The sequence below is a fragment of the Phenylobacterium kunshanense genome, from assembly GCF_003254525.1.
GTDB classification, from domain to species: Bacteria; Pseudomonadota; Alphaproteobacteria; order Caulobacterales; family Caulobacteraceae; genus Phenylobacterium; species Phenylobacterium kunshanense.
Window position 1 is genome coordinate 734,791 of record NZ_QFYS01000001.1, and the last position, 25,336, is coordinate 760,126.

The window sequence follows — 25,336 nt, forward strand, 5'->3', positions numbered from 1 at the left end:
GTGGGAACCGCCAGAGGCGTTGCCGCTTGACCGCGGCCCCACACGCAGGCCACGGTCGCGCCAAATTTTACCTGGGCGGCTCGGGGGCCGCCATTCGGAGGAATATCCATAAATGTGGCGAGTTAAGCCGCTGGACGCGATCCTCGCGACGGCTGAAAAGAAATCGCTTCACCGGTCGCTGGGCGCCTTCCAGCTCACCATGCTGGGGATCGGGGCCGTCATCGGCACCGGCATCTTCGTCCTGACCGCCGAGGCCGCCCAGAAGGCGGGCCCCGGCATGATGCTGTCGTTCGTCATCGCCGGCGTGGTCTGCGCGGTCGCCGCGCTCTGCTACGCCGAGATGGCCTCGATGGTGCCCGTCTCGGGATCGGCCTACACCTACAGCTACGCCGTGATGGGCGAACTGGTCGCCTGGATGGTCGGCTGGGCGCTGATCCTGGAATACGCGGTCGCCGCCGGCGCCGTGTCGGTCGGCTGGTCCGGCTACGTCATCGGCCTCCTGGAACATACGTTCGGGATGGACATCCCCGACGCCCTGACGCTGGGCCCGTTCGATGGGGGGATGATCAACCTGCCGGCCATGGCCATCGCTGGCCTGGTCACCTGGCTGCTGGTGATCGGCACCAAGGAAAGCGCCTCGGTCAATGCGGTCCTGGTGGCGATCAAGGTGGCGGCGCTGACGCTGTTCATCATCCTGGCCGTGCCGGTGATGAACATGGAGCAGTTCACCCCCTTCGCCCCGCTCGGCTTCGCCGGGATCTCGGCGGCGGCGGCCTCGATCTTCTTCGCCTACGTCGGCTTCGACGCCGTCTCGACGGCGGCCGAGGAAACCAAGAACCCGCAACGCAACATGCCCATCGGCCTGATCGGCTCGCTGGGCATCTGCACGATCTTCTACCTGCTGGTGGCCGCCGGCGTGATCGGCACCGTCGGCGCCCAGCCCGTGATGGGCCCGGGTGGCGAAGCCCTGCATCCGGGCAGCCGCGAGCTGGCCGCCCAGTGCGCCTCCATGGGCGACGCCGCGGTGGTCTGCTCCAAGGAGGCCCTGGCCTGGACCCTGCGCGAGATCGGCTGGCCACAGGTCGGCAACCTGATCGGCCTCGCCGCGGGCCTCGCCCTTCCCTCGGTCATCCTGATGATGATGTTCGGCCAGACCCGCATCTTCTTCGTGATGAGCCGCGACGGCCTGCTGCCGGCCGCGTTCTCGAAGATCCACCCGAAGTTCAACACGCCGCACGTGATCACGATCATCACGGGCGTCGCGGTGGCGCTGTTCGCGGCGTTCTTCCCGGTGGGCCAGCTCGCCAACATCTCGAACTCGGGCACGCTGTTCGCCTTCGCGGCCGTGTCGATCGCGGTGATGGTGATCCGCAAGACCGATCCGACCCGTCACCGGCCGTTCCGCACGCCGGCCGTCTACCTGACGGCGCCGATCGCGGTGGCGGGCTGCGTCTACCTGTTCATCAGCCTGGACCAGAAGAGCATCGTCCTCTTCCTGATCTGGGCCGTGATCGGCCTGGCCGTCTACTTCGGCTACAGCCGCTCGCGCAGCCATGTGGGCCGTGGCCTCACGGAAGTCCACGAACTGGACAGCGACGCGCCACCGACGTCGGTGCCGCCGGTCTGACGAACCTTCAAAGCGACAGAGAGGCCCGGGAGCGATCCCGGGCCTTTTCTTATGGTGCGCGAGCCACGATCATAGGGGCGACATGAACGCACCCACGCCCCTGCCCATCCGCGCCCTCGTGGCGCCGGTCACCCCGCTCGAGCAGAACTGCACCATCGTCTGGTGCGTGAAGACGAAGAAGGCGGCGATCATCGATCCCGGCGGCGAGGTCGACCGGCTGATGGGCGCCCTGGCCGAACAGGGCCTGACGCTCGAGAAGATCTGGATCACCCACGGCCACCTCGACCACGCCGGCGCCGCCCAGGCGCTGCACGAGCGGACCGGAGCGCCGATCGAGGGGCCCCATCCCGACGACCAGTTCTGGATCGACGACATCGGCGCCTCGGGCGCCAAGTGGGGCATGCCGGACGCCCGCACCTTCACCCCCGACCGCTGGCTGCACGACGGCGACAAGGTGACCCTCGGCGAGACCGAGTTCGAGGTGATCCACTGCCCCGGCCATACGCCCGGCCATGTGGTGTTCTTCCATCGCGAGGCGCGCTTCGCGCAGGTGGGCGACGTGCTGTTCCAGGGCTCCATCGGTCGGACGGACTTCCCGCGCGGGAATTTCCAGGACCTGATCCAGGCGATCACCGGCAAGCTGTGGCCGCTGGGCGACGACGTGCGGTTCGTGCCCGGCCACGGGCCGATGTCCACCTTCGGCCAGGAGCGCAAGACGAATCCCTTCGTGGCCGACGACGTGCTGGCGGACGACTGAGCCGCGTCCATGAGCGCCGAGACACCTGGGTTTCAGGTGTGACATACCGAAGTTACGACCGCCTCCGAAACTGGCGGCATGGAGCTAGCGACTGACATGCCGGGGGCCGGCGCGAAAATCCTCATGGTCGACGACGACCCGGGCATCCGGGACGTGGTGTCCGATTTCCTGGGCCGTCACGGCTACAAGGTGGAAACCGCCGCCGACGCCGGCGAGATGGAGCGGGCGCTGGAGCGCGGGCCCGTGGATCTGATCGTGCTGGACGTGATGCTGCCCGGCGAGGACGGGCTGGCGATCTGCCGCCGGCTGACCGGCTCGGAGGTCGCGCCGCCGATCATCATGCTGTCGGCCATGGGCGAGGACACCGACCGGATCGTCGGTCTGGAGCTGGGCGCGGACGACTACCTGGCCAAGCCGTGCAATCCGCGCGAGCTGCTGGCGCGGGTGCGCGCGGTGCTGCGCCGGGCCGAACTGCGGGGCGCGCCGGGGACGCTGGGCGCGGGCTGCGAGTTCGCCGGGTGGCGGCTGGACCTGGTGCGGCGCGAGCTGCGTTCCCCCGCGGGGGTGGTGGTGAACCTCTCCTCGGGCGAGTTCTCCCTTCTGCGGGCCTTCGTGGAGCGGCCGCAGCGCGTCCTGACCCGCGACCAGCTGCTGGAGTTCGCGCGCGGACCCGACAGCGACGCCTTCGACCGGGCCATCGACGTGCAGATCAGCCGGCTACGGCGCAAGCTGGACGACGGCGGCGGCAGCCACGACCTGATCCGGACGATCCGCAACGAAGGCTACATGTTCACCGCCAAGGTGAAGCGCACGTGAGGTTCCCGGGCCGTCCGGGCGCGCCCCTGATCGTCCAGTTCCTGACGCTCACGGGCCTGACCCTGGTGGCCGCCTGGGCGATGAGCACCCTGCTGCTGTTCGCCCTGCCCCCGCCGGCCCCCGACTTCTATCGCGTGACCGAGATCGAGCGGACCTACCGCGGCGACGAGATGGTCTTCACCGAGCGAAAGCCGCTGATCGTGACCACGAGTGCGACAGCTCCGAGCCCCGAGCTGGAGGGCCAGTCGATCCCGGCGATCCGCAAGCGCATCGCCGCCGATCTGGGGGTGCCCGTGCGCGACGTGGTGATCGCCGGAGAGCGCGGCCCGCTCTCCGACCGCCGGATCGGCCGGATCATCCGGGACAGGGCCGCCCGCCAGGGCATGAGCGCCGAGGAACACTTCCTGATCACGCCCTTCAAGGTGGGCGTGCGCCAGTTCGACGGGACCTGGCGGGTCGTGAAGACGGCGCCGACCGTCGGCCTCAGCGACTGGCAGCAGCGGCTGGCGCTGTGGTTCGCGGCCTCGGCCCTCGCCATGTCGCCGGTGGCCTGGCTGTTCGCCCGGCGACTGACGAAACCGATCAAGACCTTCGCCGAGGCCGCCGAGCGGCTGGGCCGCGACCCGAATGCGCCGCCGCTGGAGCTCAAGGGGCCCGCGGAGATCGGCATGGCCGCCCGCGCCTTCAACGACATGCAGGAGCGCCTGCGCCGCTACGTCGAGGACCGCACGGCCATGGTCGGAGCGATCGCCCATGACCTGCGCACGCCCCTCACCCGCCTGCGATTCCGCATCGAGGGGCTGCCGGAGGAGCAGCGCGCCAAGTACGCCGCCGACCTGGACCAGATGGAGGAGATGATCACCGCCACCCTGGCCTTCGTGCGGGACGCCACCAAGACCGGCGAGCGGACGCCGCTGGAACTGTCGTCGCTGGTGGAGAGCCTTTGTGACGAGATGGCCGAGACGGGCGCCGACGTCCAGGTGGAGCGCGGCGACAAGGTCGTGCTGACCGGCGACCCCATGGCCCTGCGGCGGCTGCTGGCGAACCTGCTGGAGAACGCGGTGAAGTTCGGCGGCCGGGCGCGGGCGCGGGTGTTCCAGGCGGACGGTCATGCCGTGGTCGAGATCGACGACGACGGTCCCGGCATCCCCCCCAAGGACGCCGAGCGCGTGTTCGAACCCTTCTTCCGCCGGGAGCCTTCGCGGAGCCGGCAGACCGGCGGCATCGGCCTGGGCCTGGCGGTGGTGCGGACCATCGCGCGCGGGCACGGCGGGGACGTCAGCCTGTCCAACCGCCTCGGCGGCGGCCTGACGGCGCGGGTGCAGTTGCCGCTTTGAGGATCGCCGGAGTGGGGCGAACCTGGGGCGAGGCCGATACGGGATTGAAATCGTCGGGCAAACCGTCTCGGGCTTAGTCAGGCCGGGTTCATGGGAACTCGCCGGATACCTGGAACGACATGAGCCTGAACAAGACCCCGCGCCGTCGAGCCTTCGGAATACCGGCGGGCGGCTGGATCGCCCTGGCGGTGATCGCCGTCGCCCTGGCCGCCGTCGCCGCCTGGCAGATGCGGCCACGGCCGGTGAAGGACCCCTACCGCTTCGCCGCCGTGGAGCGCGGGGACATCACCCGGTCGGTCTCCGCGTCGGGCTCGCTCCAGGCGCTGGTCACCGTGGACGTGGGCTCGCAGATTTCCGGCCAGGTCACCCGGGTGCTGGCGGATTTCAACGACGAGGTCCGGGCCGGCCAGACGCTGGCGATCATCGACCCCCAGACCTACCAGTCGCGCGTCGCCCAGAGCCAGGCCGACATCGCCGCCGGCGAGGCGGCGGTGCGGCAGGCGGAGGCGACACTGGCCAACGCCCAGGCCGATTTCAATCGCAAGAGAACCCTGGTGGACCAGGGCTTCTATTCGCCCAGCGTGCTGGACCAGGCGACGGCGGCGTTTCGTTCCGCCCAGGCCAGCGTGGCCGCCGCACGCGCGCGGGTGAACCAGAGCCGCGCCACCCTGCGCAGCCAGCAGGTGGACCTCGGCCGCACCACCATCAGCTCGCCCATCGACGGCATCGTCGTCGACCGCAAGGTCGAGCCCGGCCAGACGGTGGCGGCCAGCCTGCAGGCGCCGGTGCTGTTCACCATCGCCCAGGACCTGTCGAAGGTGGAGGTGAAGATCGCGGTGGACGAGGCCGACGTCGGCCAGCTCCGCGAGGGCCAGACCGTGCGGTTCACGGTCGACGCGTTTCCGGACGACAGCTTCCAGGGCGTGCTGACCCAGGTGCGGAAGCAGCCGACCACCGAGCAGAACGTGGTCAGCTACACCGTCATCGCGGAGGCGGAGAACCCGCAGCGCAAGCTGCTGCCCGGCATGACCGCCAACGCCGACATCATCATCGACACCCGGCGGAACGTGCTGAAGGTTCCCGCCGCATCGCTGCGCTGGACGCCGCCGTCGGAGACGGGCGGACGCACGACATCGGCCGCGGGCGGCGGAGCCATGATGGGCGGACCGGGCTTCGGCGCGCCCCCGGGCGCACCCGCCGCCAACCGGCAGGCCGGCGGCGGGGCCGCACGGATCGTCGAGCAGCTCGACCTCGACGCCAAGCAGCGCAAGGCCTGGGAGCCGATCCAGGCCGACCTGCGCCAGAAGTCGGCGGCCGCCTTCGCGTCGGCGGGCGGCGACCGCACCGCGCTCCGCGACGCCATGCGCAAGAACCTGGACGAGGCGTTCGGAAAGCTCACGCCGCTGCTCCGGGCCGACCAGAGGCAGACGCTCGCGACCCTGCGGGCGGGTATGGCGCAGGGCGCGGGCGACGCGGCGGGGATGGCCGGCGGCACGGTCTATGTGCTGCGCGACGGCAAGCCGGCCCCCGTGGCCGTGCGAGTCGGTGCGACGGACGGGACGTCGACGCAGATCGTCGGCCCGCTGAAGGCCGGGGACCAGGTGATCGTCGGCGGCGGACCACGCCCCAAGGCGCGCGTGGCCACCCCGATGAGCGGCGGGACCGGCGGCGGCGCGCGGGTGAAGATGTGATCGAGGTCCGCGACCTTCGGAAGATCTATGTCATGGGCGACGAGGAGCTGGCCGCCCTGGCCGGCGTCACCCTGACCATCGAGCGCGGCGAGTACGTGGCCATCATCGGCCCCTCGGGGTCGGGCAAGTCGACGCTGATGAACATCCTGGGCGGCCTCGACCGGGCCACCAGCGGCGACTACCGGTTCGAGGGCGAGGACGTGGCCCACTTCAGCGACGACCAGCTCGCCGAGTTCCGCAACCGGCGGATCGGGTTCGTGTTCCAGTCCTTCCAGCTCCTGCCCCGGCTGACCGCGCTCCAGAACGTCGAGCTGCCGATGATCTATGCCGGCGTGGGCGTCGCCGAGCGCCGGGCGCGGGCGGCGGAGCTCCTGGAGCGCGTCGGGCTCGGCGCCAGGATGGGGCATCGCCCCACCCAGCTCTCCGGCGGACAGCAGCAGCGGGTGGCGGTGGCCCGGTCGCTGGCCAACCGGCCCGACCTGCTGCTGGCCGACGAGCCGACCGGCGCCCTCGACACCCGGACCAGCGAGGACGTGCTGGCCCTGTTCGGCCAGCTCAACGCCGAGGGCCTGACCCTGGCGATCGTCACCCACGATCCCGAGGTGGCCCAGGCGGCGCGGCGGCGGATCACGTTCCGCGATGGCCTGGTGGTGTCGGACGAACGCACCGGGGTTCCGGCGTGAACCCGCTGGAGCTGGGCCGGTTCGCCCTGGGCGCCATCCTCGCCCACCCGATGCGCAGCGTGCTGACCTCGCTGGGCGTGGTGATCGGGGTGGCGGCCGTGGTCATGATGACGTCCATCGGGCTGGGCGCGCAGCAGCGGGTGACCCAGGCGATCTCAGGGTTGGGATCGAACCTGATCATCGTCACACCGAACTTCCAGCGGGGGCCGGTTTCGCAGGCCGCGGGCGCCGGCGTCTCACTGCGCGACGCCGACGCCGAGGCGATCCGCAAGCAGGTGGCCGACGTCGCCGCGGTGGCGCCCGTGGTGCGCGGCCAGGGCCAGCTCGCAGCGGACGGCGCCAACTGGAACACCCGCATCGAAGGGGTGACGCCCGAGTACCTGGACGCCCGCGACCTGACGATCGCCGCCGGGCGGATGTTCGACGAGCGCGAGGCGCGGCAGGGCCGCAAGGTGCTGGTGGTCGGGGCCACGGTGGCGCGGGAGCTGTGGGGCGACGACGACCCCATCGGCCGGCGGGTCCGGGTGCGAACCGTGCCCTTCGAGGTGATCGGCGTGCTGGAGTCCAAGGGCCAGTCCGGCTTCGGCCAGGACCAGGACGACGTCGTGCTGGCGCCGCTGAGCGCCGTGCGGTCGCGCATCGTCGGCCGGCGGAGCCGGGGGGATTCCGTCCAGACGATCTATGTGAAGGCGGCCGACGAGGAGAGCCTGGATCGCGTGCAGGAAGACGTCATCAACGTGCTGCGCGACCAGCACAGGATCCGGGCCGGCGAGGACGACGACTTCCAGACCCAGAACATGGCCTCGATCCTGGCGGCGAGCCAGGCGGCGGTGGGCACGTTCACCGTCCTCCTGGCGGCGGTGGCGGGCGTCTCGCTGGTGGTCGGCGGCGTCGGGATCATGAACATCATGCTGGTGGCGGTGACGGAGCGCACCCGGGAGATCGGGCTGCGAATGGCGGTCGGCGCCAAGCGCTCGCACGTCCTGATCCAGTTCGCGCTGGAGTCGGTGGCCCTGTCCCTGGTCGGCGGCCTGATCGGACTGGCCATCGGCGTGGGCGGGGCCTTCCTGGTGGCGAAACTCGGCGACTGGCCGGCGGCCGTGCCGGCCTGGGCCGGGCCGCTCGCGCTGGGGTTCTCGGTGGCGGTGGGGCTGCTGTTCGGCGCCTATCCCTCGTGGCGCGCGGCCCGACTGGACCCGATCGAGGCGCTCCGCCGCGAATAAACCTTAGGTTCGCCACGCAACCTTGACCGGCCTTCAGGGGTTAGCCTCACCGCAAGCCCCATCGCGGGATGCGCTGTCCGAGTTGGAGACCCCCGACGCAGACGACACGCCACCCTTCGCGGCGCGACGCGGCGCCGCCCGTCCCAGCCACCGCCGGCGAGCGGTCGGCCAGGGTCCCCGCGACCTCCCCAGACCTCGCCGACCCATGAGGAGAGCCCCTCAATGCCCACCGCCGAAACTGGCAAGCCCCGCGCCCGACGCGGCTTCGCCGCGATGAACCCCGAACGCCGTCGCGAGATCGCCCGCAAGGGCGGCGCCAGCGTGCCCGGCGAGAAGCGCAGCTTCGCCAAGGACCGCGACCTCGCCGCCTCCGCCGGCCGCAAGGGTGGCGAAGCCTCACGCGGCGGCGGTCGCACGCGCGGCCGCGAAGAGTAGACCCCGAGGCACGGTGGTTGGGGGGCCACCGTCGCCGTCAGCGCCCTATCCCCGCAGCAGAACCAAGGCGAACGCAGGTTCGCCGCTTTGCCATGCCTGCTCCAGCCGCCAGCCCGCCTGCCCCGCCAGGGCGGCGAACCCATCGACCGTGAACTTGTGCGAGTTCTCGGTGTGGATCGTCTCTCCGGCGTCGAACCGGTAGGTCTCGCCAGCGACCCGCACCGACTGGGGCCTGGCGCTCACCAGATGCATCTCGATCCGGCTTTCCCGGGCGTTCCAGACGGCCCGATGCTCGAACGCCGAGAGATCGAAATCCCCGCCCAGCTCGCGGTTTATCCGGGTCAGCAGGTTCCTGTTGAAGGCCGCCGTGACGCCTTGAGCGTCATCGTAGGCGGCCACCAGGCTCGCCTCGTCCTTCACCAGGTCGATCCCGACGATGAAGGCGGCGCCCGGCCCCAGCAGCCGGTGGGCGGCCTCGAGGAAGGCGCGCGCCTCGTCACGCGTGAAGTTGCCGATGGTCGAGCCGGGAAAGAAGCCCACCACCGGTGCCCCCTCCGCCTCGGCGGGCAGGCGCAGGGCGCTGGTGAAGTCGTCGCGCAGCGGCGCGACGCGGAGGCCGGGATAGTCCGCGCGGATCGAGGCCGCGGCCGCGTCGAGCGCGGAGGCGCTGATATCGATCGGCGCATAGACGGCGACCTGCGGCGCGGCGTCGAGGAGGATGCGGGTCTTGGTGCTGGCGCCGCTGCCGAACTCCACCAGCGCGGCTCCGTCCGGGATCAGGCGGGCGATCTCGTCCGCCGAGCGGCGCAGCAAAGCCACCTCCGTACGGGTGGGATAGTACTCCGGCAGCTCCGTGATCGCCTCGAACAGCCGCGAGCCCTCGGCGTCGTAGAAGTGCTTGGGCGGGATCGACTTGCGGGGCCGCGCGAGCCCGGCCTTCACATCGGCCTCGAACTCCGACGGCGCATCGCCCTCGCCCGCGCCGTCCATGGCCAGGCGGACGCCCGAGAACATCCAGCGCTGCTGCGGATAGAAGAAGTTGCGGTAGGTGCGGCGCACATGCCCGGCCGGCGTGGCGCAGCAACCGCCGCGCAGCACGAACTGGCCCGACATGAACTTGCCGTTGTACTCGCCGACCGCCCCCGCCGCCGGGCGGAACCCCGGGTAGGGCAGATAGGCGCTGCGCGTCCATTCCCAGAGGTCGCCGAACATCTGGCGCAGACCCTCGCCGGCAGGCGCCGGTTGCGCGCAGAGCCGCCCCGAGCCCGCGAAATTGCCCTCGATCGGAACCGATGACGCGGCGTGCTCCCATTCCGCCTCGGTGGGAAGCCGCGCGCCGGCCCAGGCGGCGTAGGCGTCGGCCTCGTAGTAGCTGACGTGGCTGACCGGCTGGGCGGGATCCAGCGGCCGCAGGCCCGTGAGGCCCATGACCCGCCAGCCGTCCGGCGACTCGCGCCAGTAGAACGGCGCCCGCCAGCCCTCGGCCCGGGCCATCGCCCAGCCGTCCGACAGCCAGAACTCCGGGCGTTCATACCCGCCGTCGGCCATGAACCGCAGCCACTCGCCATTGGTCACGAGGCGGTCCGCGAGGCGGAACGGCTCCAGCCAGACGCGATGCCGGGGACCTTCGTTGTCGAAGGCGAAGGGCGCCCCTGGGCCGGAGTCGTGGCCCATCTGCACGAGGCCGCCGGCGAATTCCACGTACGCCAGCGGGGGCGTCGGAACGCTCGCCAGCGGCGGCCGCGGCGGCGCGAAGGCGGGAGACAGCGGCGACTGGGCGAAGAGGTGGAGGATGTCCATCAGGATCAACTCCTGATGCTGCTCCTCGTGCGCCAGGCCGAGGTCGAGGAGCTCGAGCGGCCCCTCGCCCGCGGCCGTCAGCAATCGCTCCATGGCGGCGTCCACATGCGCCCGATAGGCAAGGACGTCGGCGATGGACGGGCGGGTGATCAGACCCCGCGCCGGACGCGGCTGCCTGGGCCCCTCGGCCTCGTAGTAGGAGTTGAAGAGGTATCCGAAGCGAGGGTCGAACACCCGATAGCCAGGAAGGCCCGGCGTCAGCATGAAGGTCTCGAAGAACCAGGTGGTGTGGGCCAGGTGCCACTTGGTGGGGCTGGCGTCCGGCATCGACTGGGCGCCCATGTCCTCCGGGGTCAGCGAGCGGATGAGGGCCTCGGTGGCGCGGCGCACGGCGCGATAACGCGCCAGGCGCTCGTGGGCGGCCGTCTGCGCAAGCGGGCGCTCCTGGTCGTGGGGGCGATCGATGCGCATGGAATGGTCCCTCTCCAGCCGCGATCCCCACGGCTTCCGCCCGGCAAGATGGGCACGAAACAAGAACATCGCAACAGGGTTCGGAGAAGACCCTGGCAGCAGTCGAGCAAAACGAACGCCGCCGCCCAGGGCCAGTTCCCACTGCCTGTGGACGACGGGAACACTCGCCATCCGGCTGCGTTGAGACCACCGCTGGTGGAGAGGCGTGCGGCCGGCGGGTGGCCGGGCGTCAGTGCAAAGGGTTTGGTATGGGTTCCCCGACAAGCTGGCGCGACGAGGTCGTGGGCCTGATCCCCGCGCTCCGGGCCTTCGCATGGTCGCTCAGCCACAACGGCTCGGACGCCGACGACCTCGTCCAGGACACCCTGATCAAGGCCTGGTCGAACCGCGACAAGTTCGAGCCGGGCACCAACCTCAGGGCCTGGCTGTTCACGATCCTGCGCAACACCTACTACACGAACATGCTCCGCCGCCGCCGCGAGGTTCGCGACGAACAGGGTGAGTACGCCGGCGCCCTCAAGACGCCGCCGACCCAGGACTGGAGCATGGCCATGCGGTCGCTGCAGGCCGCGCTCCAGCAGCTTCCCGACGAACACCGCGAGGCCCTGATCCTCGTCGGCGCCGCGGGCCTGTCCTACGAGGAAGCGGCGGAGATCTGCGGCTGCGCGCTGGGCACCATCAAGAGCCGGGTGAACCGGGCCCGCTCGCGGCTGCTGAAGATCATGGACGCCGAGGACGCCAACGACGTCATGGCTCTGGAGTCGATGGCGGCGATGGGATCGGCCTGACCTCGTCCGGATCCTTCAGCTGGTCGACGACCAGCTGCAGATGCTCGGGCAGCGGCCGCTTCTCCAGGCGCAGAAACGCGGCCTTCAGCGCCGCATCGAGCCTGTCCGTTCGTTTTCCCCGCGCCATGTCGCCCCCCGGCCGACACCATGCCCCAGCGCGCGCCGGCGCGACAAGCGACGGCGCATCCGCCCCTACCCCGGCCTTGACCTCCCATCGGGCATTCGGGCCTGCTAGAGCCTTTCCCGTTCAAACGGTATCGTTTGAACGGGATGAAAAGGCTCTAAATCAAAGGTTTGAGCGCGTTCTGACCGCAAAACCGGTTCCCACTTTTGCGGAACGCGCTCTAGCAAGGCGTCGACGGGCGGAGACACGCCCGCGACAGGAAACGTGACAGGGCAGGCATGACCGAGGATCCCATTCGGCTTTTGATCGACATCGCGCGGGCGCACGGCCGCACGCGCGGCGACCGTGTGGCGGTCTCGTTCGAGGGGCGCGATCTCACCTACGCCGAACTCGACCGGCGATCGGACCAGGTGGCCGGGTTCCTCCAGGCGATGGGGGTGAAACCCGGCGATCGCGTGGCCTGGCTGGGGCGCCCTTCAGAGGCCTGGTACGAGATCTTCTTCGGCGTGGCGAAGGCGCGGGCCTGCCTCGCGCCGATCAATGCGCGGCTGGCCGTGCCCGAGATCGCCTTCATCGTGAAGGACTCCGGCGCCAGCGTCTTCTTCGTCTCGCCCGAGTTCTTCGCCGCCGCCGAGCCGGTCGTGCAGCACATCCACCACCCGATGCGGGTGATCGCCGTGGGCGGCGAGCATCCGAGCTTCGAGAGCTACGCCGCCCTGCGCGACACCGCACCCGCCCCGACGCTCGTGGAGCCCCAGGCCGAGGACGACGTGCTGCAGCTCTACACCTCCGGCACCACCGGCCTGCCCAAGGGCGTGCGGCTGACCAACGCGAACTACTCGGCCTTCCTGCAGCTTCGCCACCTGGTGGAGGGCTTCTCCTACGACGCCGACGACACCGTGCTGATCCTGATGCCGCTGTTCCACGTGGCGGGAACGAACATCAGCTTCGCCGGGCTGGCCTCCGGCGGACGACTGGTCCTCCAGGCCGAGTTCGCGCCGGCGACCGTGCTGCAGGCCTTCGGCGCCGAACGGATCAACCACGTCTTCCTGGCGCCGGTGATGATCAACGCCCTGCTCCAGACGCCTGGGGTCGAGGACGCCGACTTCTCGAGCCTGAAGACGGTTTCGTACGGCGCCTCGCCGATCTCGGAAGCCGTGCTGGCCAAGGCGACGCAGACCTTCGGCTGCGGCTTCATCCAGTTCTACGGCATGACCGAGACCACTGGCGCGGGAACCACTCTGGCGCCGGCCGATCATCGGGGCGAGCTGCTGCGGTCGTGCGGGCGGCCCTGGCCGACGCTGGAGACGCGCATCGCGGACGAGGCCGGGAACACCCTGCCGGCGGGAGAAATCGGCGAGATCGAGATCCGCGGACCGATCGTCATGGCCGGCTATTGGAACCGACCCGACGCCACGGCCGAGACCATCCGGCCCGACGGATGGCTGCGCACCGGCGACGCCGGCTACATGGACGAAGGCGGCTTCTTCTTCGTCCACGACCGGGTGAAGGACATGATCGTGTCGGGCGGCGAGAACGTCTATCCGGCCGAGGTGGAGAACGCGATCCTGGGCTGCCCGGGCGTCGCGGACGCGGCGGTGATCGGCGTGCCGGACGACAAGTGGGGCGAGGCGGTGAAGGCCATCGTCGTGCCGGCCGCCGGAGCGAGCCCGGATCCGGCCGCCATCATCGCCTGGGCCCGCCAGCGGATCGCGGCCTACAAGGCGCCGAAGAGCGTGGACTTCATCGACGCCCTGCCCCGCAATCCGTCCGGCAAGGTGCTGCGGCGCGAGCTGCGCAAGCCCTACTGGGAGGGCCGCGACCGCAAGGTCGGTTAGGCCGAGGCCGCCGCGCTGGGCCGCGCCTTCACGCGTGCGAACCAATCGCCGACCTTGGCGTACTGCGGATCGAGCGGCTGGCCGACCATCGCCCCGAAGTCGAGGAAGGCGAACAGCAGGATGTCGGCCAGGGTGAAGCGGTCGCCGCAGAGCCACGGGCCCTTGAGGTTGGCGTCCACCCAGGCGACGCCGTCCTGGGCGATGGCCTTCAGGCCCGGCGCGGAGTCGGGCAGGCAGCGCATGCGGCTCTCGAACATCGGCAGGCCTTCGCCGAACCGGAAGCCGTTGGCCATCGGCTCGCAGACCTTCAGATCGACGCGGCGGGTCCACATGCGGGTCTCGGCGCGTTCCTCGGGCGTCGTGCCGATCAGGGCGGGGCTGGGGAACTTTTCCTCCAGGTACTCGCAGATGGCGGTGATTTCGGTGACGCAGGCGCCGCCGTCGAGTTCCAGAGCGGGCGTCTGGCCGGCGGGGTTCACCTTCAGATACGGCTCGCGACGGTTCTCGCCCCCGCGCAGGTCCACCTCGACACGGTCGACGCTGGCGCCCTTCTCGGCCAGGAACATGTTCACGACCCGCGGATTGGGCCCGATCGAGGTGTAAAGCTTCACTTTGGTCGTCCTCCATGATCGCGGCTTCGTGAGCGCCGCTTGGCATACCCGCGTTCCCCGCAGGGTAGAATCACTCGCCCGAAGAGCGTATAACGTCGGCCCATGGAAGAGCGCAGTTTCCGCCAGGATCTGACGGGCTCGGACGAGAGCCTTGAGGATCTCCTGTCGCGCCTGAAGGCTCTGCCCTCGCGGCCCAAGGCGCGTCCCGGTCGATACCCGCCCCCCGAGTGGGGCCACTTCGTCACCTCCCGCCGCCCGCCGGGCGGCGCGGGCGGCGCCGAGGCGCCGGTCCCGGTCGAGCGGCCGGCGGCCGACTGCTACGCCAGCTAGCGCGCCATCTCGCTCTCGATTGTGAAGTTCGAGGCCATGACGCAGCGAGCCTGACCGTGCGCGACCGAGACCGTCGCAGGCTGGCCCGGCCCCGGCCGGAAATACCAGTCGCGCCCGTCCACCCGGACCAGCAGGTCCCCCGGGCTGGTGAACTGGCACACCGGATAGAAGCGGCTCGAACGTCCCTGGTCATAGTAGATCGGCGCACAGGAGACGTGGCCGTGACGCCGGAAGAAGTCCACGCCGCCATAGGCGAAGTGACGGGGTCCCCGGCCGCGGCCGCGGAGGAACTCGGCCTCGCCGATCACCGGACAGGCCGATCCCTCGATCTGCCAGGCCTCATAGTCGCGAACCCGGGCGTCGCGCAGGGCCATGTAGTTCCGGGATAGGTACCAGCCGCTCGCCACGAGAAGCCCGGCGATGAGGAACGGCCAGGCGGCGCGGGGAATGCGCTCCAGCGGATGGCGGACGCGAAAGGCGTCCCGGCGGCGCGACGGCACAGGCTGAACTCCGAATTACGAACGTAACTCGGAGCAAAATTACATACGTACGTCAAGCCGTCAGGCGGCCAGCTTCTCCGGTGTGCGAGCGCCCTGCCCCGCGGGATTGGTGAACCGCAGGACCCCATCGTCGAGCTTGGCGTAGCGCAGGCTCATCAGGTCCATGGCGTAGTTCTGATATAGCTTCCACGGGGTCTTGTTCCCCTGCTTGGGGAACTTCGCCATGGCCCGCTGGACGTAGCCCGACGAGAAGTCGAGCCACGGCTCGAAGGTGACCGTGGGGTCGTCGTTGACCGGCGTGGCCTGGCGCAGGCCCGTGCGCTTCATGTGGTTCAGCAGGCGGCAGACGTACTCGCACGTCAGGTCGCACTTCAGCGTCCAGGACGCATTGGTGTAGCCGAACGCGGAGGCGAGGTTCGGCACGCCCTCGTACATCATGCCCTTGTAGCTGAGCGTGGTGGAGGCATCGATCCTGCGGCCGTCGACGCTGATCTCGACGCCGTTCCAGACCTCCAGGACGAGGCCGGTGGCGGTGACGACGACGTCCGCTTCCAGCTCCTGCCCCGACTTCAGAAGGATGCCCTTCTCCGTGAAGCGCTCGATGTGATCGGTGACGACCGAGGCGCGCCCCGACCGGATCTGCTGGAACATGTCGGCGTCGGGCACCAGGCAGAGCCGCTGGTCCCAGGGATTGTAGCTGGGCGTGAAGTGGGTCTCGACGTCGTAGTCCGGGCCGAGCTGCTCGCGGACCATGCCGATGATCCGCTTCTTCACCTGGTCGGGCTTCTCCCGGGCGACGCGGAAGAAGTACATGCCGAACAGCACGTTGCGCCAACGGACGATGTCGTAGGCCAGCTTGCCCGGCAGCACCTTGCGCAGCCAGTTGGCGAACGCGTCCTCGGCGGGCCGCGAGACCACATAGGTCGGCGAGCGCTGCAGCATGGTGACGTGGCCCGCGGTCCTGGACATCTCGGGCACGAGCGTCACGGCGGTCGCGCCGGACCCGATCACGACGACCTTCTTGCCCGAATAGTCGAGGCCCTGGGGCCACTTCTGGGGGTGCGCGATCACGCCCTTGAAGCTCTCGGCGCCCGGGAACTCGGGCGTATAGCCGCCCTCGTACGAGTAGTAGCCGCCGCACAGGAACAGGAAGCTGCAGGTGAACCGCCGAACCTCGCCACCGACCTCGGCCTCGACGGTCCAGGCGGCGTCCTCGGTGGACCATGAGGCCCGCTTCACCAGGTGGTTGTAGCGGATGTGGCGGTCGATGCCGTTCTCCGTGGCGGTCTCGCGCACGTACTTCAGGATCGACGGACCGTCGGCGATGGCCTTGGCCTCGGTCCAGGGCTTGAAGGCGTAGCCCAGGGTGTACATGTCGCTGTCCGAGCGGATCCCCGGGTAGCGGAACAGGTCCCAGGTGCCGCCGATGGCGTCGCGACCTTCCAGGATCACATAGCTGCGGTCCGGGCACGCCGTCTTCAGGTGATACCCCGCGCCCACGCCAGACAGGCCCGCGCCCACGATCACCACGTCGAAATGTTCGGCTGCCGCCATGTTCGTCCCGCCCCCAGGTTGTGGGCGCAGGTATAACTGAACGTCGATCAGATACCAGCCTCGATCTTGCCGCCGCGTCAGGCGCGCAGGTGGGCCCGCTCGTTGAGCGCCAGGACGTTCCGCTGTCCGGTGCGCGCGCACATGAAGCGGTGGATGGAGGTGTAGTCCGGCTCGAAGAACAGGCGCGCCGGCATGCCCAGCACGTGGGCGCTCCAGACGTTGATGACGCCGCCGTGGCAGAACACCGCCACGCGCTGGCCCGGATGGGCGTCGATGATGCCATCCAGAGTGTCGACCACGGCCTTCTGGAACGTCCCGATATCGACGCTGTGCTCGCCCGTGGCCATCCGCAACCAGGCGGCGCGGTCCTCGCGCTTGAGCGTCTCCATGGGGATGTAGGCGCCCGACTCCCGATCGAACTCGCAGATCCCGTCGTGGCAGGTCACCTGGTGGCCCGCCCTGGCGGCGAACGGCTCGGCCGTCTGTCGGGCCCGCAGCATCGTGGAGGCGTAGACGGCGTGGATCGGCTCGGCTTCCAGCCAAGCGGCGACGCGGCGCGCCTGGTCATGCCCCCGGTCGGAGAGCGGCGGATCCGACGTGTCGTCCCGCCGCTCGGGCAAGCCGTGGCGAATCAGAATGAGTTCCACCGGCTCGGCCCCCGAATCGACACATCCGCCACCTCGGCGGCAGGTCTGTTCCATCCCTCGATTCAGGCTGTCAGGGCGACCCGGCGGCAGGCAAGCGTCGATTGGCCGGATACCGGCCTGCCGGTCGCTTCGGAGCGGATAAAATCCGTCGCCTCAGCGGGGAAATCGGAGAGCCGATTCCCCTCCAAGGCGTATTTCTCGATTTATGGTTGACGTAACATTACGCGGGTGACGTCCTCGCCGTCTGGCGCGTCGTGGGGACGCGTTGCTTGGGGTCAGTTCACCATGAAATTGAAGGCTTCGGCCGCGGCGGCAGCGTTGCTCGCCACAGTTGCATCCACGCCGGCGAGCGCGCTGGTCATCAATCTGAACGACATCGGGGGAGTCACCGGCTCGCAGGCCGAGAAGGGCTTCAAGGTCGCCGCCCTGTATTGGCAGAGCGTGATCACCAACGACGTCACCGTGAACCTGAACGTCGGCTTCTCCGCCCTTGGCCCCAACATCCTGGGCGGGGCCAACAGCACGCTGAACATCTATTCCCTCGACAGCGTGCAGTCGCGCATCGCCGCCGGCGCCAGCGCCTCGAGCGTCGACCAGCAGGTGGTCTCGGGCGGCCTCGCGCCCACCACGCCGGGTCTCTTCGGCCTGGGCGCGGTCGAGGTGGTGACGCCGGGCTATATGGATCCGGTCAATCAGCTCGGCATCGACAACACCACCGCCGTGCTCGACAACGACGGCTCGTTCAACAACATCGCCCTGGCCGTCTCGGCGGCGAACGCCAAGGCGCTGGGCCTGACCACAGACCCCAGCCAGGCGGACGGGACGATCCGCTTCAGCTCGACCTTCGCCTTCGACTTCAATCCCAACGACGGGATCGCGGCGGGCTCGTACGACTTCATCGGCGTGGCGATCCACGAGATGGGTCACACTCTCGGGTTCCTGAGCGGCGCGGACGACTACGACTATCTTGGCTGCCCCAACGGGCCGCTGTGCTCGGTCTATGGCCAGGACTACCCGGTGAACGACGACTACTGGGGCTACGCCATGGACCTGTTCCGCTACTCGACGGACTTCGACGGCCAGGCGCGGCTCGACTGGCGTCCGGGCGCGGACGCCTATTTCTCGATCGACCGCGGCGCCAGCGAGCTCTTCGGGCGCAGCGAACTGTCCGAGGGCGACTTCCACGGCGACGGCTGGCAGGCCTCGCACTGGGGGGCGAACAACACCTGCAACGACTTCATCGGCATCATGAACCCCTACCTGTGCGGCGGCCGCACCGCGGCGGTGACGGGCACGGACATCGCGATGTTCGACGCGATCGGCTGGAACTTCGTCAGCGGTCTCGACAACGGCGACTACCGCATCGACACGGCCCAGATCCGCTCGCAGTTCGCCGCGCAGGTGCCCGAGCCGGGGACCTGGGCGCTGATGATCCTGGGCTTCGGCGCGGCGGGTTCCGCCATCCGCCGCCGCCGAGTGGTCGCGGCCTGAGCCACGGCGTCATGACGAGGAAAGCCCCGGCCCTGGCCGGGGCTTTTTTCATGCCCGGACGCCGCAGACGGACCGCCCACGTTGCCCCCGGCGACCTCTTTCGCTATGGAGAGCGTCCTGCTTCGGCCGCTGGGCGCGCAACGCCTGCAGACGATGGACGGGCCGGGAGAAAACCCGAACAAAAACAACTGGTGACGTGGCCGAGTGGCTGAAGGCAACGGTTTGCTAAATCGTCATACTCGAAAGGGTATCGAGGGTTCGAATCCCTCCGTCACCGCCACTTCCCTCCCCTGAGGGCCTGCTCCGGGCCGCTACGTAGGGGACGCTCCCGAATTTCGCCGAGGCGACGGACCGTTCATCGTGGTTCCGATCAAGGAGCCCTCCGATGTCCGCGATTCATCCCTTCCTCTTCCTGATCATCGCCGAGTTCGCCCTCTTCGTGGTTCTCCTGCTCGCGGCGAGCCTCTGGAGCGGAACGGGCGCCATGCCGAAGCCGGGCGCCACGCGCGCCGTGACCTCCGCGCGCAGCCCGACAGGGCTTCGTCACATCGAACGGGGCTGAGCACCGCCCAAAAAGAACGCGCCCCGGCCCTGAGGGCCGAGGCGCGCATGATGCTGTCAGCCTTGAGGTCAGGCCGCGACAGCGACCTGATGGCGGCGGCGACGCAGCACGGCGCCCGCGCCGCCGAAGCCGGCGATCATCAGGGCCCAGGTCCCCGGTTCGGGGACGACCCCGGCGACAGGCGCGAAAGTGACCACGCCGCTGTAGGACGCATTGGGCGAAGCGCCGTCCACACCGGCCTTGCCGATCAGGCGCAGGGTGTAGCTCTGGCCCGCCAGGACATCGACATCATTGAGGAAGCGGCTCTCGTTCCAGCCGTTGGTCTCGATCTGGAAAGCCATCCCATCGAACGTGACGCTCGAGAACTGGATGTTCTGGCTGTCGGCGCTCATGGTCGAGCTGACCGAGAAGTCCGCAGTCCCATCGGGACCGCCCGGGACGGTGAAGGTGAACTGGTCGTCGAACGTCGGCGTATTGATGCCGAGGTTGCCGAAGACGACGGTGAAGCCGCCGTCCGCGCCGACGGGGCCGACGTTGAAATAGGTCGCCGCGGATACCGACGAAGCCACAAGCGCGGCCGCTGCCGCGGTCACGGCGAAAGCGTACTTTTTCACTGAGAAGAGCCTCCAAGGGGTGTCCCTGGCCGCTCAACAAAAAGGCGCCACAATTGGTTCCGCCAAGCCGAGACCGCCCGGCGACGCGCGCCGGGCACATGGCTTCGGCGGTCAGGTCAGCCTTGGGCGAGCCACTGACGGGCCTGGCGCTGGGCCTCGGCGACCTCGTCCGAGGCCATCTCGTGGGCCAGCTCCTTGCGGTAGACCTTGGCCTCCACCGAGCCGCGCATCGCAGCCAGGTTGAACAGCATGTGGGCCGAAACGTAGTCGAGCGGCGCGCCGCCCTGGCCCGTGGAATAAAGCAGCCCCATACGGAACAGCTCATCGCCCGTCGCGTCCGGAGTCGGCAGCGGCAGGCCATCACACTTCGTGTCGATGCTCGCCAGCATGGTCTTCAGTCCTCTGACCGGCCGGCTCGCTTTTCGAGCCCGTCACCGATCTACGAGCGCAGGAAACCAAGCTTCAGTTGAACACATGGTTAAGACCGCCGTTGTCGAATCGACAGGTTTCCCCTGGTGGGACATCGCGCCGCAGTAAGGTTACCCAGAAAGCACAGCCCTGCGTTCAGGGAGAGTTCAGGCGACCCGGCGCAGGATGAGCGGCAAGATGAAACGGCTGATCCTCATGATGGCCGCCGTGGCCAGCCTTGCGACGGCGATCCCGCTGGACGAAACGGCCTGGGCGCAGGGCCGGGGCCGCGGGGCGGAGCGCCAGGAGCGCGGTCCAGATCGCCCACGCGGCGAGGAGCGCCGACGGGAGGAGCGCCCGCGCGATACGCGCCCCGCGCTTGGCTATGAGCGCCGCGAGGACCGCGGGCGGCGCTGGGACAACGATGCGCCGCGATACGGCGGCCAGCGCGAGCGGTGGGACGAGGAGCGGAACCCGTCCGCGCGCCGGCGAGGTTTCGCGCCCGACAGCTACCGGGGGGCCGTGGTCGAGGACTACCGCCGCTACCGCCTGCGGCCGCCGCCCCACGGCTATGCGTGGGTGCGCATGGGCGACGGGTTCGCGCTGATCTCCCTGGACGACGGCCAGATCTTCGACCGCGTCCGGTAGACCTCAGAGACCGAGCTTGGCCTTCAGGAGCTGATTGACCGCGCCCGGGTTGGCCTTGCCGCCCGTCGCCTTCATCACCTGGCCCACGAACCAGCCGATGGCCTGCGGCTTCTCCTTCACCGCGGAGGCCTGGCCGGGATTGGCGGCGATCAGGTCGTCGATGATCTTCTCGAGCGCGCCAGTGTCGCTGACCTGCTTCAGGCCCTGCTTCTCGACGATCTCGCCGGCCGCGCCCTCGCCGGCCCACATCCGTTCGAAGACGTCCTTGGCGATCTTGGAGGAGATGACCCCCTCCTCGATGAGCTGGACCAGCTCCGCGATGGCGGACGGCTTGATGGGCGAGTCCGCGATATCGATCCCGCCGGCCGAAAGCTTGGCGGCGAGGTCGTTGGTCACCCAGTTGGCCACCAGCTTGGCGTCACGCCCCTTGGCGGCGGCCTCGTAGAAGTCGGCCTTGGCCTGCTCGGCGATCAGCACGCCGGCGTCGTAGGACGACAGGCCGTACTGCGACTGCAGGCGCGCCTTCTTGGCGTCGGGCAGTTCGGGCAGGCCGGCCTCGATCTGCTTGATCCACGCCGGATCCAGCTCCAGCGGCAAGAGGTCCGGATCGGGGAAGTAGCGGTAGTCGTGCGCCTCTTCCTTCGAGCGCATGGACCGCGTCTCGACCTTGTTCGGGTCGAACAGGCGGGTCTCCTGATCGACCTTGCCGCCGTCCTCGATGATCTCGATCTGGCGGCGGGCCTCGTACTCGATCGCCTGCTGCATGAAGCGGAACGAGTTGACGTTCTTGATCTCGCAGCGGGTGCCGAGATGGCCGAAGTCGCCGGTGGCGCGGTACTTCTCGTAGGCGCCCGGGCGGCAGACCGAGACGTTCACGTCGGCCCGCAGGTTGCCTTTCTCCATGTCCCCGTCGCAGGTGCCGAGATAGATCAGGATGGTCCTGAGCTTCTTGACGTAGGCGGCGGCCTCCTCGGAGGAGCGCATGTCGGGCCGCGAGACGATCTCCATCAGCGCGGTGCCGGCCCGGTTGAGGTCGACGTAGGTGAAGTTGGGGTCCTGGTCGTGCAGGCTCTTGCCCGCGTCCTGCTCCAGGTGCAGCCGCTCGATCCGCACGGTGAAGGTCGAACCGTCGTCGCGCTCGACGATGACTTCGCCCTCGCCCACGATCGGGTCCTTGAACTGGCTGATCTGATAGCCCTGCGGCAGGTCGGGGTAGAAGTAGTTCTTCCGGTCGAAGCGCGACCGTTCGTTGATCTGCGCCTTCAGGCCCAGGCCGGTCTTGATCGCCTGCTCGACGCAATGACGATTGATGACCGGCAGCATGCCCGGCATGGCCGCGTCGACCAGACTGACCTGGGCGTTCGGTCCGGCGCCGAAGCCGACGGCCGCTCCCGAGAACAGCTTGGCGTTGGAGGCCACCTGGGCGTGGACCTCCAGCCCGAGGACGATCTCCCAGGGGCCGGTCCGGCCCTGGATCAGCTTGGTGTTGGCGACGTCGTTCATGAGCGGGGTCCTACCGCTCTCCGTCGGAAATCGGAAGCCGGCGCACGCGCCCTCTTGCGAAATCGCCCCAAATTGGCCTCAAGCTTGCGCGCGTCTTAACGGCGCTCAGACCGGGGAATGAGGAACACCCAGATGAAGACTATCGCTATCGCCGCCGCGCTCGCCGTGGCCGCGGTGTCCGCGCCGGCTTTCGCGCAGGACCACGCCAACCACGCCCCGGCCGCCGCCGCAGGCAAGCTGTCGGTGGAATCCACGCCGATCGGCGAGATCATCAAGAACGAGAAGGCCAAGGAAGCCCTCGAGAAGGCGATCCCGCAGATCCCGCAATTCTACGACCAGATCGCCACCATGACGCTGACGCAGATCGCGCCGATGAGCCAGGGCGCCATCGACGACGCGAAGCTGAAGGAAATCCAGGCCGAGTTCGACAAGCTGTAGGCGGTCGAACAGTCAGAATAGCGAAACGCCCGCCGGACCGGCGGGCGTTTCTGTTTCAGGTCACCACCACTTCTTCGGCTTGGCCTTGAAGTCCGCGGCCTTCTCGATGGCGCTGCCCAGCGAGAACAGCGTGCCCTCGTCCAGGTTACGGCCGATGAGCTGCAGGCCCAGCGGCAGGCCCTGGGCGTCAAGACCAGCCGGAACGCTCATGCCCGGCAGGCCGGCGAGGTTCACCGTCACCGTGAAGATGTCGTTCAGATACATCGCCACCGGATCGTCCGACTTCTGGCCCAGGGCAAAGGCCGCCGACGGCGCGGTCGGCGTGAGCAAGGCGTCGACCTTCTCCCAGGCCTGGTCGAAGTCGTCGGCGATGCGGCGGCGCACCTTGAGCGCCTTGAGGTAGTAGGCGTCGTAGTAGCCGGCCGACAGCACATAGGTGCCGATCAGGATGCGGCGCTTCACCTCGGCGCCGAAGCCCTCGGCGCGGGTGTTCTCGTAGGTCTCGGTGAGGTTCGCGCCGTCGACGCGCAGGCCGTAGCGCATGCCGTCATAGCGGGCGAGGTTCGACGAGGCCTCGGCCGGGGCGATGATGTAGTAGGCCGGCAGGGCGTACTTGGTGTGCGGCAGGCTGACCTCGACGATCTCGCAGCCGGCCTCCTTCAGCCAGGCGATGCCCTGCTCCCAGAGCTTCTCGATCTCGGCCGGCATGCCGTCGACCCGGTATTCCTTGGGGATGCCGACCCGCAGGCCCTTCACCGACTTGCCGCAGAAGCTGGCGAAGTCCGGGGTCTCGACCGGCAGGCTGGTGGAATCCTTGGGGTCGTGGCCGCACATGGAGCGCAGCAGGATGGCGGTGTCCTCGACGGTCCGCGCCATCGGCCCGGCCTGGTCCAGGGACGAGGCGAAGGCGACGATGCCCCAGCGCGAGCAGCGGCCGTAGGTCGGCTTGATGCCCACGGTGCCTGTGAAGGCCGCCGGCTGGCGGATCGAGCCGCCCGTGTCGGTGGCCGTGGCCCCCAGGCAGAGCTCCGCGGCCACAGCCGCCGCCGAGCCGCCGGACGACCCGCCGGGGGTGAGGTTGGCGTTACCGCCCTCCGCCCGCCACGGGTTCGCCACCGGCCCCCAGGCCGAGGTCTCGTTCGACGAGCCCATGGCGAACTCGTCCATGTTGAGCTTGCCCAGCATCACGGCGCCGTCGCGCCAGAGGTTGGACGTGACCGTGCTCTCGTAGGTGGGCTTGAAGCCGCGCAGGATCTTGGAGGCGGCGGTGGATTCCACGCCCTCGGTGCAGAACAGGTCCTTGATGCCGAGCGGCGCGCCGTCCAGCGGGCCGGCCTCGCCCTTCGCCCGGCGGGCGTCGGAGGCGCGGGCCATGTCCAGCGCCTTCTCGGGCGTCTCGACGACATAGGCGTTCAGCGCGCGGGCGGCCTCGACGGCCTCCAGGTGCGCCCGGGTGATCTCCTCAGAGGAGAAGCTCTTGGCGGCCAGCCCGTCGAGGGCGGCCTTCAGGGTCAGGCCGGTGAGGTCGGACATGGCTATTCCACCACCTTCGGCACGACGAAGAAGTCCTTGGCGGACTTGGGCGCGTTGGCGAGCACCTTGGCCGGATCGCCGCCGTCCGTGACGACGTCGTCCCGCATCGGCAGGGTCGTGGCCACGGACGTCGTCATCGGCTCGACGCCGTTGGTGTCGACCTCGTTCAGCTGCTCGATCCAGTTCAGGATGCCCGAAAGCTCCTTAGCCAGCGGCTCCAGTCTGTCCTCAGGCTCGGCGATGCGCGCCAGCCTCGCAACCTTGCGCACGGTCGCGGCGTCGATGGCCATGGGGCCCTCCGTTGTTCGAAGGCGTGGGTTAGCCGTGCGGGGCCCTTCTTTGCAAGCTATAGGGTCGCCAATGCCCGTCCTGGATCTCGCCGACCTCCCCGCCGCCCTGCCCGCCTACGCCCCGGTCGTCGGCCTGGACCTGGGGGAGAAGACCATTGGGGTGGCGGTGTCGGACGCCACGCGGATGATCGCCTCGCCCCTGGAGACGATCCGCAAGGCCAAGTTCACCGACGACGCCAACGCGCTCTTCCGCCTGATGGAGAGCCGCGGCGCGGCCGGGATCGTCGTCGGCCTGCCGGTGAACATGGACGGGACGGAGGGGCCGCGCTGCCAGTCCAGCCGCGCCTTCGCCCGCAACCTGCTGCGCCTCAGGCCCGAGCTGCCCATCGCCTTCTGGGACGAGCGGATGAGCTCGATGGCGGTCAACCGCATGCTGATCGGCGAGGCGGACGTGAGCCGCGCCCGCCGGGCCGAGGTGGTCGACAAGGCCGCCGCCGCCTGGATCCTGCAGGGCGCGCTGGACCGGCTGCGGAACGGCTGACGTCGGCCTGAGGGGACGTCACATCCCGCGTCCATGAAGTTGGGGATTGATCCTTCCCACGCTTGGCTTGCGGGGC

25 protein-coding genes, 1 tRNA gene and 2 pseudogenes are annotated in these 25,336 nt (G+C 69.3%); 18 read left to right on the plus strand and 10 right to left on the minus strand.

What is annotated here, in order from left to right; genetic code table 11:
- The first annotated feature begins 112 nt into the window (after window positions 1–112).
- The 8 genes from DJ019_RS03760 to DJ019_RS03795 all read left to right on the plus strand — a co-directional run bounded on the left by DJ019_RS03760 (window position 113) and on the right by DJ019_RS03795 (window position 8,569).
- On the plus strand, window positions 113–1,627 hold the full coding sequence (locus DJ019_RS03760) for an amino acid permease (protein ID WP_111274623.1): 1,515 nt from the start codon (window positions 113–115) through the stop codon (window positions 1,625–1,627).
- Window positions 1,628–1,709: 82 nt separating this feature from the next.
- On the plus strand, window positions 1,710–2,384 hold the full coding sequence (locus tag DJ019_RS03765; RefSeq protein ID WP_111274624.1) for an MBL fold metallo-hydrolase: 675 nt from the start codon (window positions 1,710–1,712) through the stop codon (window positions 2,382–2,384).
- A 78-nt stretch (window positions 2,385–2,462) separates the two neighbouring features.
- A complete protein-coding gene (locus DJ019_RS03770; RefSeq protein ID WP_111274625.1) occupies window positions 2,463–3,200 on the plus strand; it encodes a response regulator in 738 nt (245 codons plus the stop codon).
- Window positions 3,197–4,537: a sensor histidine kinase gene (locus DJ019_RS03775; RefSeq protein ID WP_240606355.1), complete on the plus strand. Its 1,341-nt coding sequence runs from the start codon at window positions 3,197–3,199 to the stop codon at window positions 4,535–4,537. Before DJ019_RS03770 ends, DJ019_RS03775 begins: the two co-directional genes overlap by 4 nt.
- 119 nt (window positions 4,538–4,656) lie before the next feature.
- Complete coding sequence (locus tag DJ019_RS03780) at window positions 4,657–6,228, plus strand: efflux RND transporter periplasmic adaptor subunit (protein WP_111274626.1); 1,572 nt, start codon at window positions 4,657–4,659, stop codon at window positions 6,226–6,228.
- Complete coding sequence (locus DJ019_RS03785) at window positions 6,225–6,911, plus strand: ABC transporter ATP-binding protein (protein WP_165843885.1); 687 nt, start codon at window positions 6,225–6,227, stop codon at window positions 6,909–6,911. Before DJ019_RS03780 ends, DJ019_RS03785 begins: the two co-directional genes overlap by 4 nt.
- A complete protein-coding gene (locus tag DJ019_RS03790; RefSeq protein WP_111274627.1) occupies window positions 6,908–8,134 on the plus strand; it encodes an ABC transporter permease in 1,227 nt (408 codons plus the stop codon). Before DJ019_RS03785 ends, DJ019_RS03790 begins: the two co-directional genes overlap by 4 nt.
- A 222-nt stretch (window positions 8,135–8,356) precedes the next feature.
- Window positions 8,357–8,569: a con-10 family general stress protein gene (locus tag DJ019_RS03795; RefSeq protein WP_111274628.1), complete on the plus strand. Its 213-nt coding sequence runs from the start codon at window positions 8,357–8,359 to the stop codon at window positions 8,567–8,569.
- A 45-nt stretch (window positions 8,570–8,614) separates the two neighbouring features.
- On the opposite strand, the gene egtB is transcribed toward DJ019_RS03795, so the two are convergent.
- On the minus strand, window positions 8,615–10,840 hold the full coding sequence (egtB, locus tag DJ019_RS03800; protein WP_111274629.1) for an ergothioneine biosynthesis protein EgtB: 2,226 nt from the start codon (window positions 10,838–10,840) through the stop codon (window positions 8,615–8,617).
- 248 nt (window positions 10,841–11,088) lie between these two features.
- On the opposite strand from egtB, the gene DJ019_RS03805 reads away from it, so the two are divergent.
- Together DJ019_RS03805 and DJ019_RS03810 are read left to right on the plus strand one after the other, a co-directional pair.
- Window positions 11,089–11,628: a sigma-70 family RNA polymerase sigma factor gene (locus DJ019_RS03805; protein ID WP_111274630.1), complete on the plus strand. Its 540-nt coding sequence runs from the start codon at window positions 11,089–11,091 to the stop codon at window positions 11,626–11,628.
- A 402-nt stretch (window positions 11,629–12,030) separates the two neighbouring features.
- Complete coding sequence (locus tag DJ019_RS03810; protein WP_111274631.1) at window positions 12,031–13,590, plus strand: long-chain-fatty-acid--CoA ligase; 1,560 nt, start codon at window positions 12,031–12,033, stop codon at window positions 13,588–13,590.
- Here the strand turns inward: DJ019_RS03810 and DJ019_RS03815 are convergent.
- Window positions 13,587–14,201: a glutathione S-transferase family protein gene (locus tag DJ019_RS03815; protein WP_111274632.1), complete on the minus strand. Its 615-nt coding sequence runs from the start codon at window positions 14,199–14,201 to the stop codon at window positions 13,587–13,589. The genes DJ019_RS03810 and DJ019_RS03815 overlap by 4 nt on opposite strands.
- A gap of 102 nt (window positions 14,202–14,303) precedes the next feature.
- On the opposite strand from DJ019_RS03815, the gene DJ019_RS03820 reads away from it, so the two are divergent.
- Window positions 14,304–14,531 (plus strand): hypothetical protein, encoded by a 228-nt coding sequence (locus DJ019_RS03820; RefSeq protein ID WP_111274633.1) that lies wholly within the window; start codon window positions 14,304–14,306, stop codon window positions 14,529–14,531.
- Here the strand turns inward: DJ019_RS03820 and DJ019_RS03825 are convergent.
- The 3 genes from DJ019_RS03825 to DJ019_RS03835 all read right to left on the minus strand — a co-directional run bounded on the left by DJ019_RS03825 (window position 14,528) and on the right by DJ019_RS03835 (window position 17,232).
- Complete coding sequence (locus DJ019_RS03825; RefSeq protein WP_111274634.1) at window positions 14,528–15,031, minus strand: hypothetical protein; 504 nt, start codon at window positions 15,029–15,031, stop codon at window positions 14,528–14,530. The two genes, DJ019_RS03820 and DJ019_RS03825, sit on opposite strands and share 4 nt — an antisense overlap.
- A gap of 60 nt (window positions 15,032–15,091) precedes the next feature.
- On the minus strand, window positions 15,092–16,585 hold the full coding sequence (locus DJ019_RS03830; protein WP_111274635.1) for a flavin-containing monooxygenase: 1,494 nt from the start codon (window positions 16,583–16,585) through the stop codon (window positions 15,092–15,094).
- Window positions 16,586–16,662: 77 nt separating this feature from the next.
- On the minus strand, window positions 16,663–17,232 hold the full coding sequence (locus DJ019_RS03835; RefSeq protein WP_165843886.1) for a histidine phosphatase family protein: 570 nt from the start codon (window positions 17,230–17,232) through the stop codon (window positions 16,663–16,665).
- Between the two features lie 285 nt (window positions 17,233–17,517).
- On the opposite strand from DJ019_RS03835, the pseudogene DJ019_RS03840 reads away from it, so the two are divergent.
- From DJ019_RS03840 to DJ019_RS20895, 4 genes and pseudogenes are all read left to right on the plus strand, one after another.
- Window positions 17,518–18,549: pseudogene (locus DJ019_RS03840) on the plus strand (NF038122 family metalloprotease); the annotation flags it as partial.
- Between the two features lie 81 nt (window positions 18,550–18,630).
- A pseudogene (locus DJ019_RS21635) lies at window positions 18,631–18,723 on the plus strand (PEPxxWA-CTERM sorting domain-containing protein); the annotation flags it as partial.
- Window positions 18,724–18,913: 190 nt separating this feature from the next.
- Window positions 18,914–19,003, plus strand: a tRNA-Ser gene (locus DJ019_RS03845).
- Window positions 19,004–19,108: 105 nt separating this feature from the next.
- Window positions 19,109–19,285, plus strand: coding sequence for a hypothetical protein (locus DJ019_RS20895; protein ID WP_165843887.1), 177 nt, complete (start codon window positions 19,109–19,111; stop codon window positions 19,283–19,285).
- Window positions 19,286–19,353: 68 nt separating this feature from the next.
- Here DJ019_RS20895 and DJ019_RS03850 read toward each other — a convergent pair whose 3' ends face one another.
- Together DJ019_RS03850 and DJ019_RS03855 are read right to left on the minus strand one after the other, a co-directional pair.
- Window positions 19,354–19,899, minus strand: coding sequence for an FxDxF family PEP-CTERM protein (locus DJ019_RS03850; RefSeq protein ID WP_111274638.1), 546 nt, complete (start codon window positions 19,897–19,899; stop codon window positions 19,354–19,356).
- A gap of 116 nt (window positions 19,900–20,015) precedes the next feature.
- Window positions 20,016–20,288 (minus strand): sel1 repeat family protein, encoded by a 273-nt coding sequence (locus tag DJ019_RS03855; RefSeq protein WP_111274639.1) that lies wholly within the window; start codon window positions 20,286–20,288, stop codon window positions 20,016–20,018.
- A gap of 217 nt (window positions 20,289–20,505) precedes the next feature.
- Here DJ019_RS03855 and DJ019_RS03860 point away from each other — a divergent pair, with 217 nt between their 5' ends.
- Window positions 20,506–20,955, plus strand: coding sequence for an RcnB family protein (locus DJ019_RS03860; RefSeq protein ID WP_165843888.1), 450 nt, complete (start codon window positions 20,506–20,508; stop codon window positions 20,953–20,955).
- Between the two features lie 3 nt (window positions 20,956–20,958).
- On the opposite strand, the gene gatB is transcribed toward DJ019_RS03860, so the two are convergent.
- Window positions 20,959–22,458, minus strand: a complete 1,500-nt coding sequence (gatB, locus tag DJ019_RS03865) for an Asp-tRNA(Asn)/Glu-tRNA(Gln) amidotransferase subunit GatB (RefSeq protein WP_111274641.1) — start codon at window positions 22,456–22,458, stop codon at window positions 20,959–20,961.
- 132 nt (window positions 22,459–22,590) lie between these two features.
- Between gatB and DJ019_RS03870 the strand changes: the two genes are divergently transcribed.
- The gene (locus DJ019_RS03870; RefSeq protein ID WP_111274642.1) at window positions 22,591–22,896 is read left to right on the plus strand and encodes a hypothetical protein; all 306 of its coding nucleotides are present in this window, start codon (window positions 22,591–22,593) and stop codon (window positions 22,894–22,896) included.
- A 60-nt stretch (window positions 22,897–22,956) separates the two neighbouring features.
- On the opposite strand, the gene gatA is transcribed toward DJ019_RS03870, so the two are convergent.
- Together gatA and gatC are read right to left on the minus strand one after the other, a co-directional pair.
- Window positions 22,957–24,429, minus strand: coding sequence for an Asp-tRNA(Asn)/Glu-tRNA(Gln) amidotransferase subunit GatA (gene gatA / locus DJ019_RS03875; protein WP_111274643.1), 1,473 nt, complete (start codon window positions 24,427–24,429; stop codon window positions 22,957–22,959).
- 2 nt (window positions 24,430–24,431) lie between these two features.
- Window positions 24,432–24,719, minus strand: coding sequence for an Asp-tRNA(Asn)/Glu-tRNA(Gln) amidotransferase subunit GatC (gatC, locus tag DJ019_RS03880; protein ID WP_111274644.1), 288 nt, complete (start codon window positions 24,717–24,719; stop codon window positions 24,432–24,434).
- Between the two features lie 70 nt (window positions 24,720–24,789).
- Here gatC and ruvX point away from each other — a divergent pair, with 70 nt between their 5' ends.
- Window positions 24,790–25,260 carry a Holliday junction resolvase RuvX gene (gene ruvX, locus DJ019_RS03885; protein ID WP_111274645.1) on the plus strand — a complete coding sequence of 157 codons (471 nt, stop codon included), beginning with the start codon at window positions 24,790–24,792 and terminating at the stop codon, window positions 25,258–25,260.
- The last annotated feature ends 76 nt before the right edge of the window (window positions 25,261–25,336 follow it).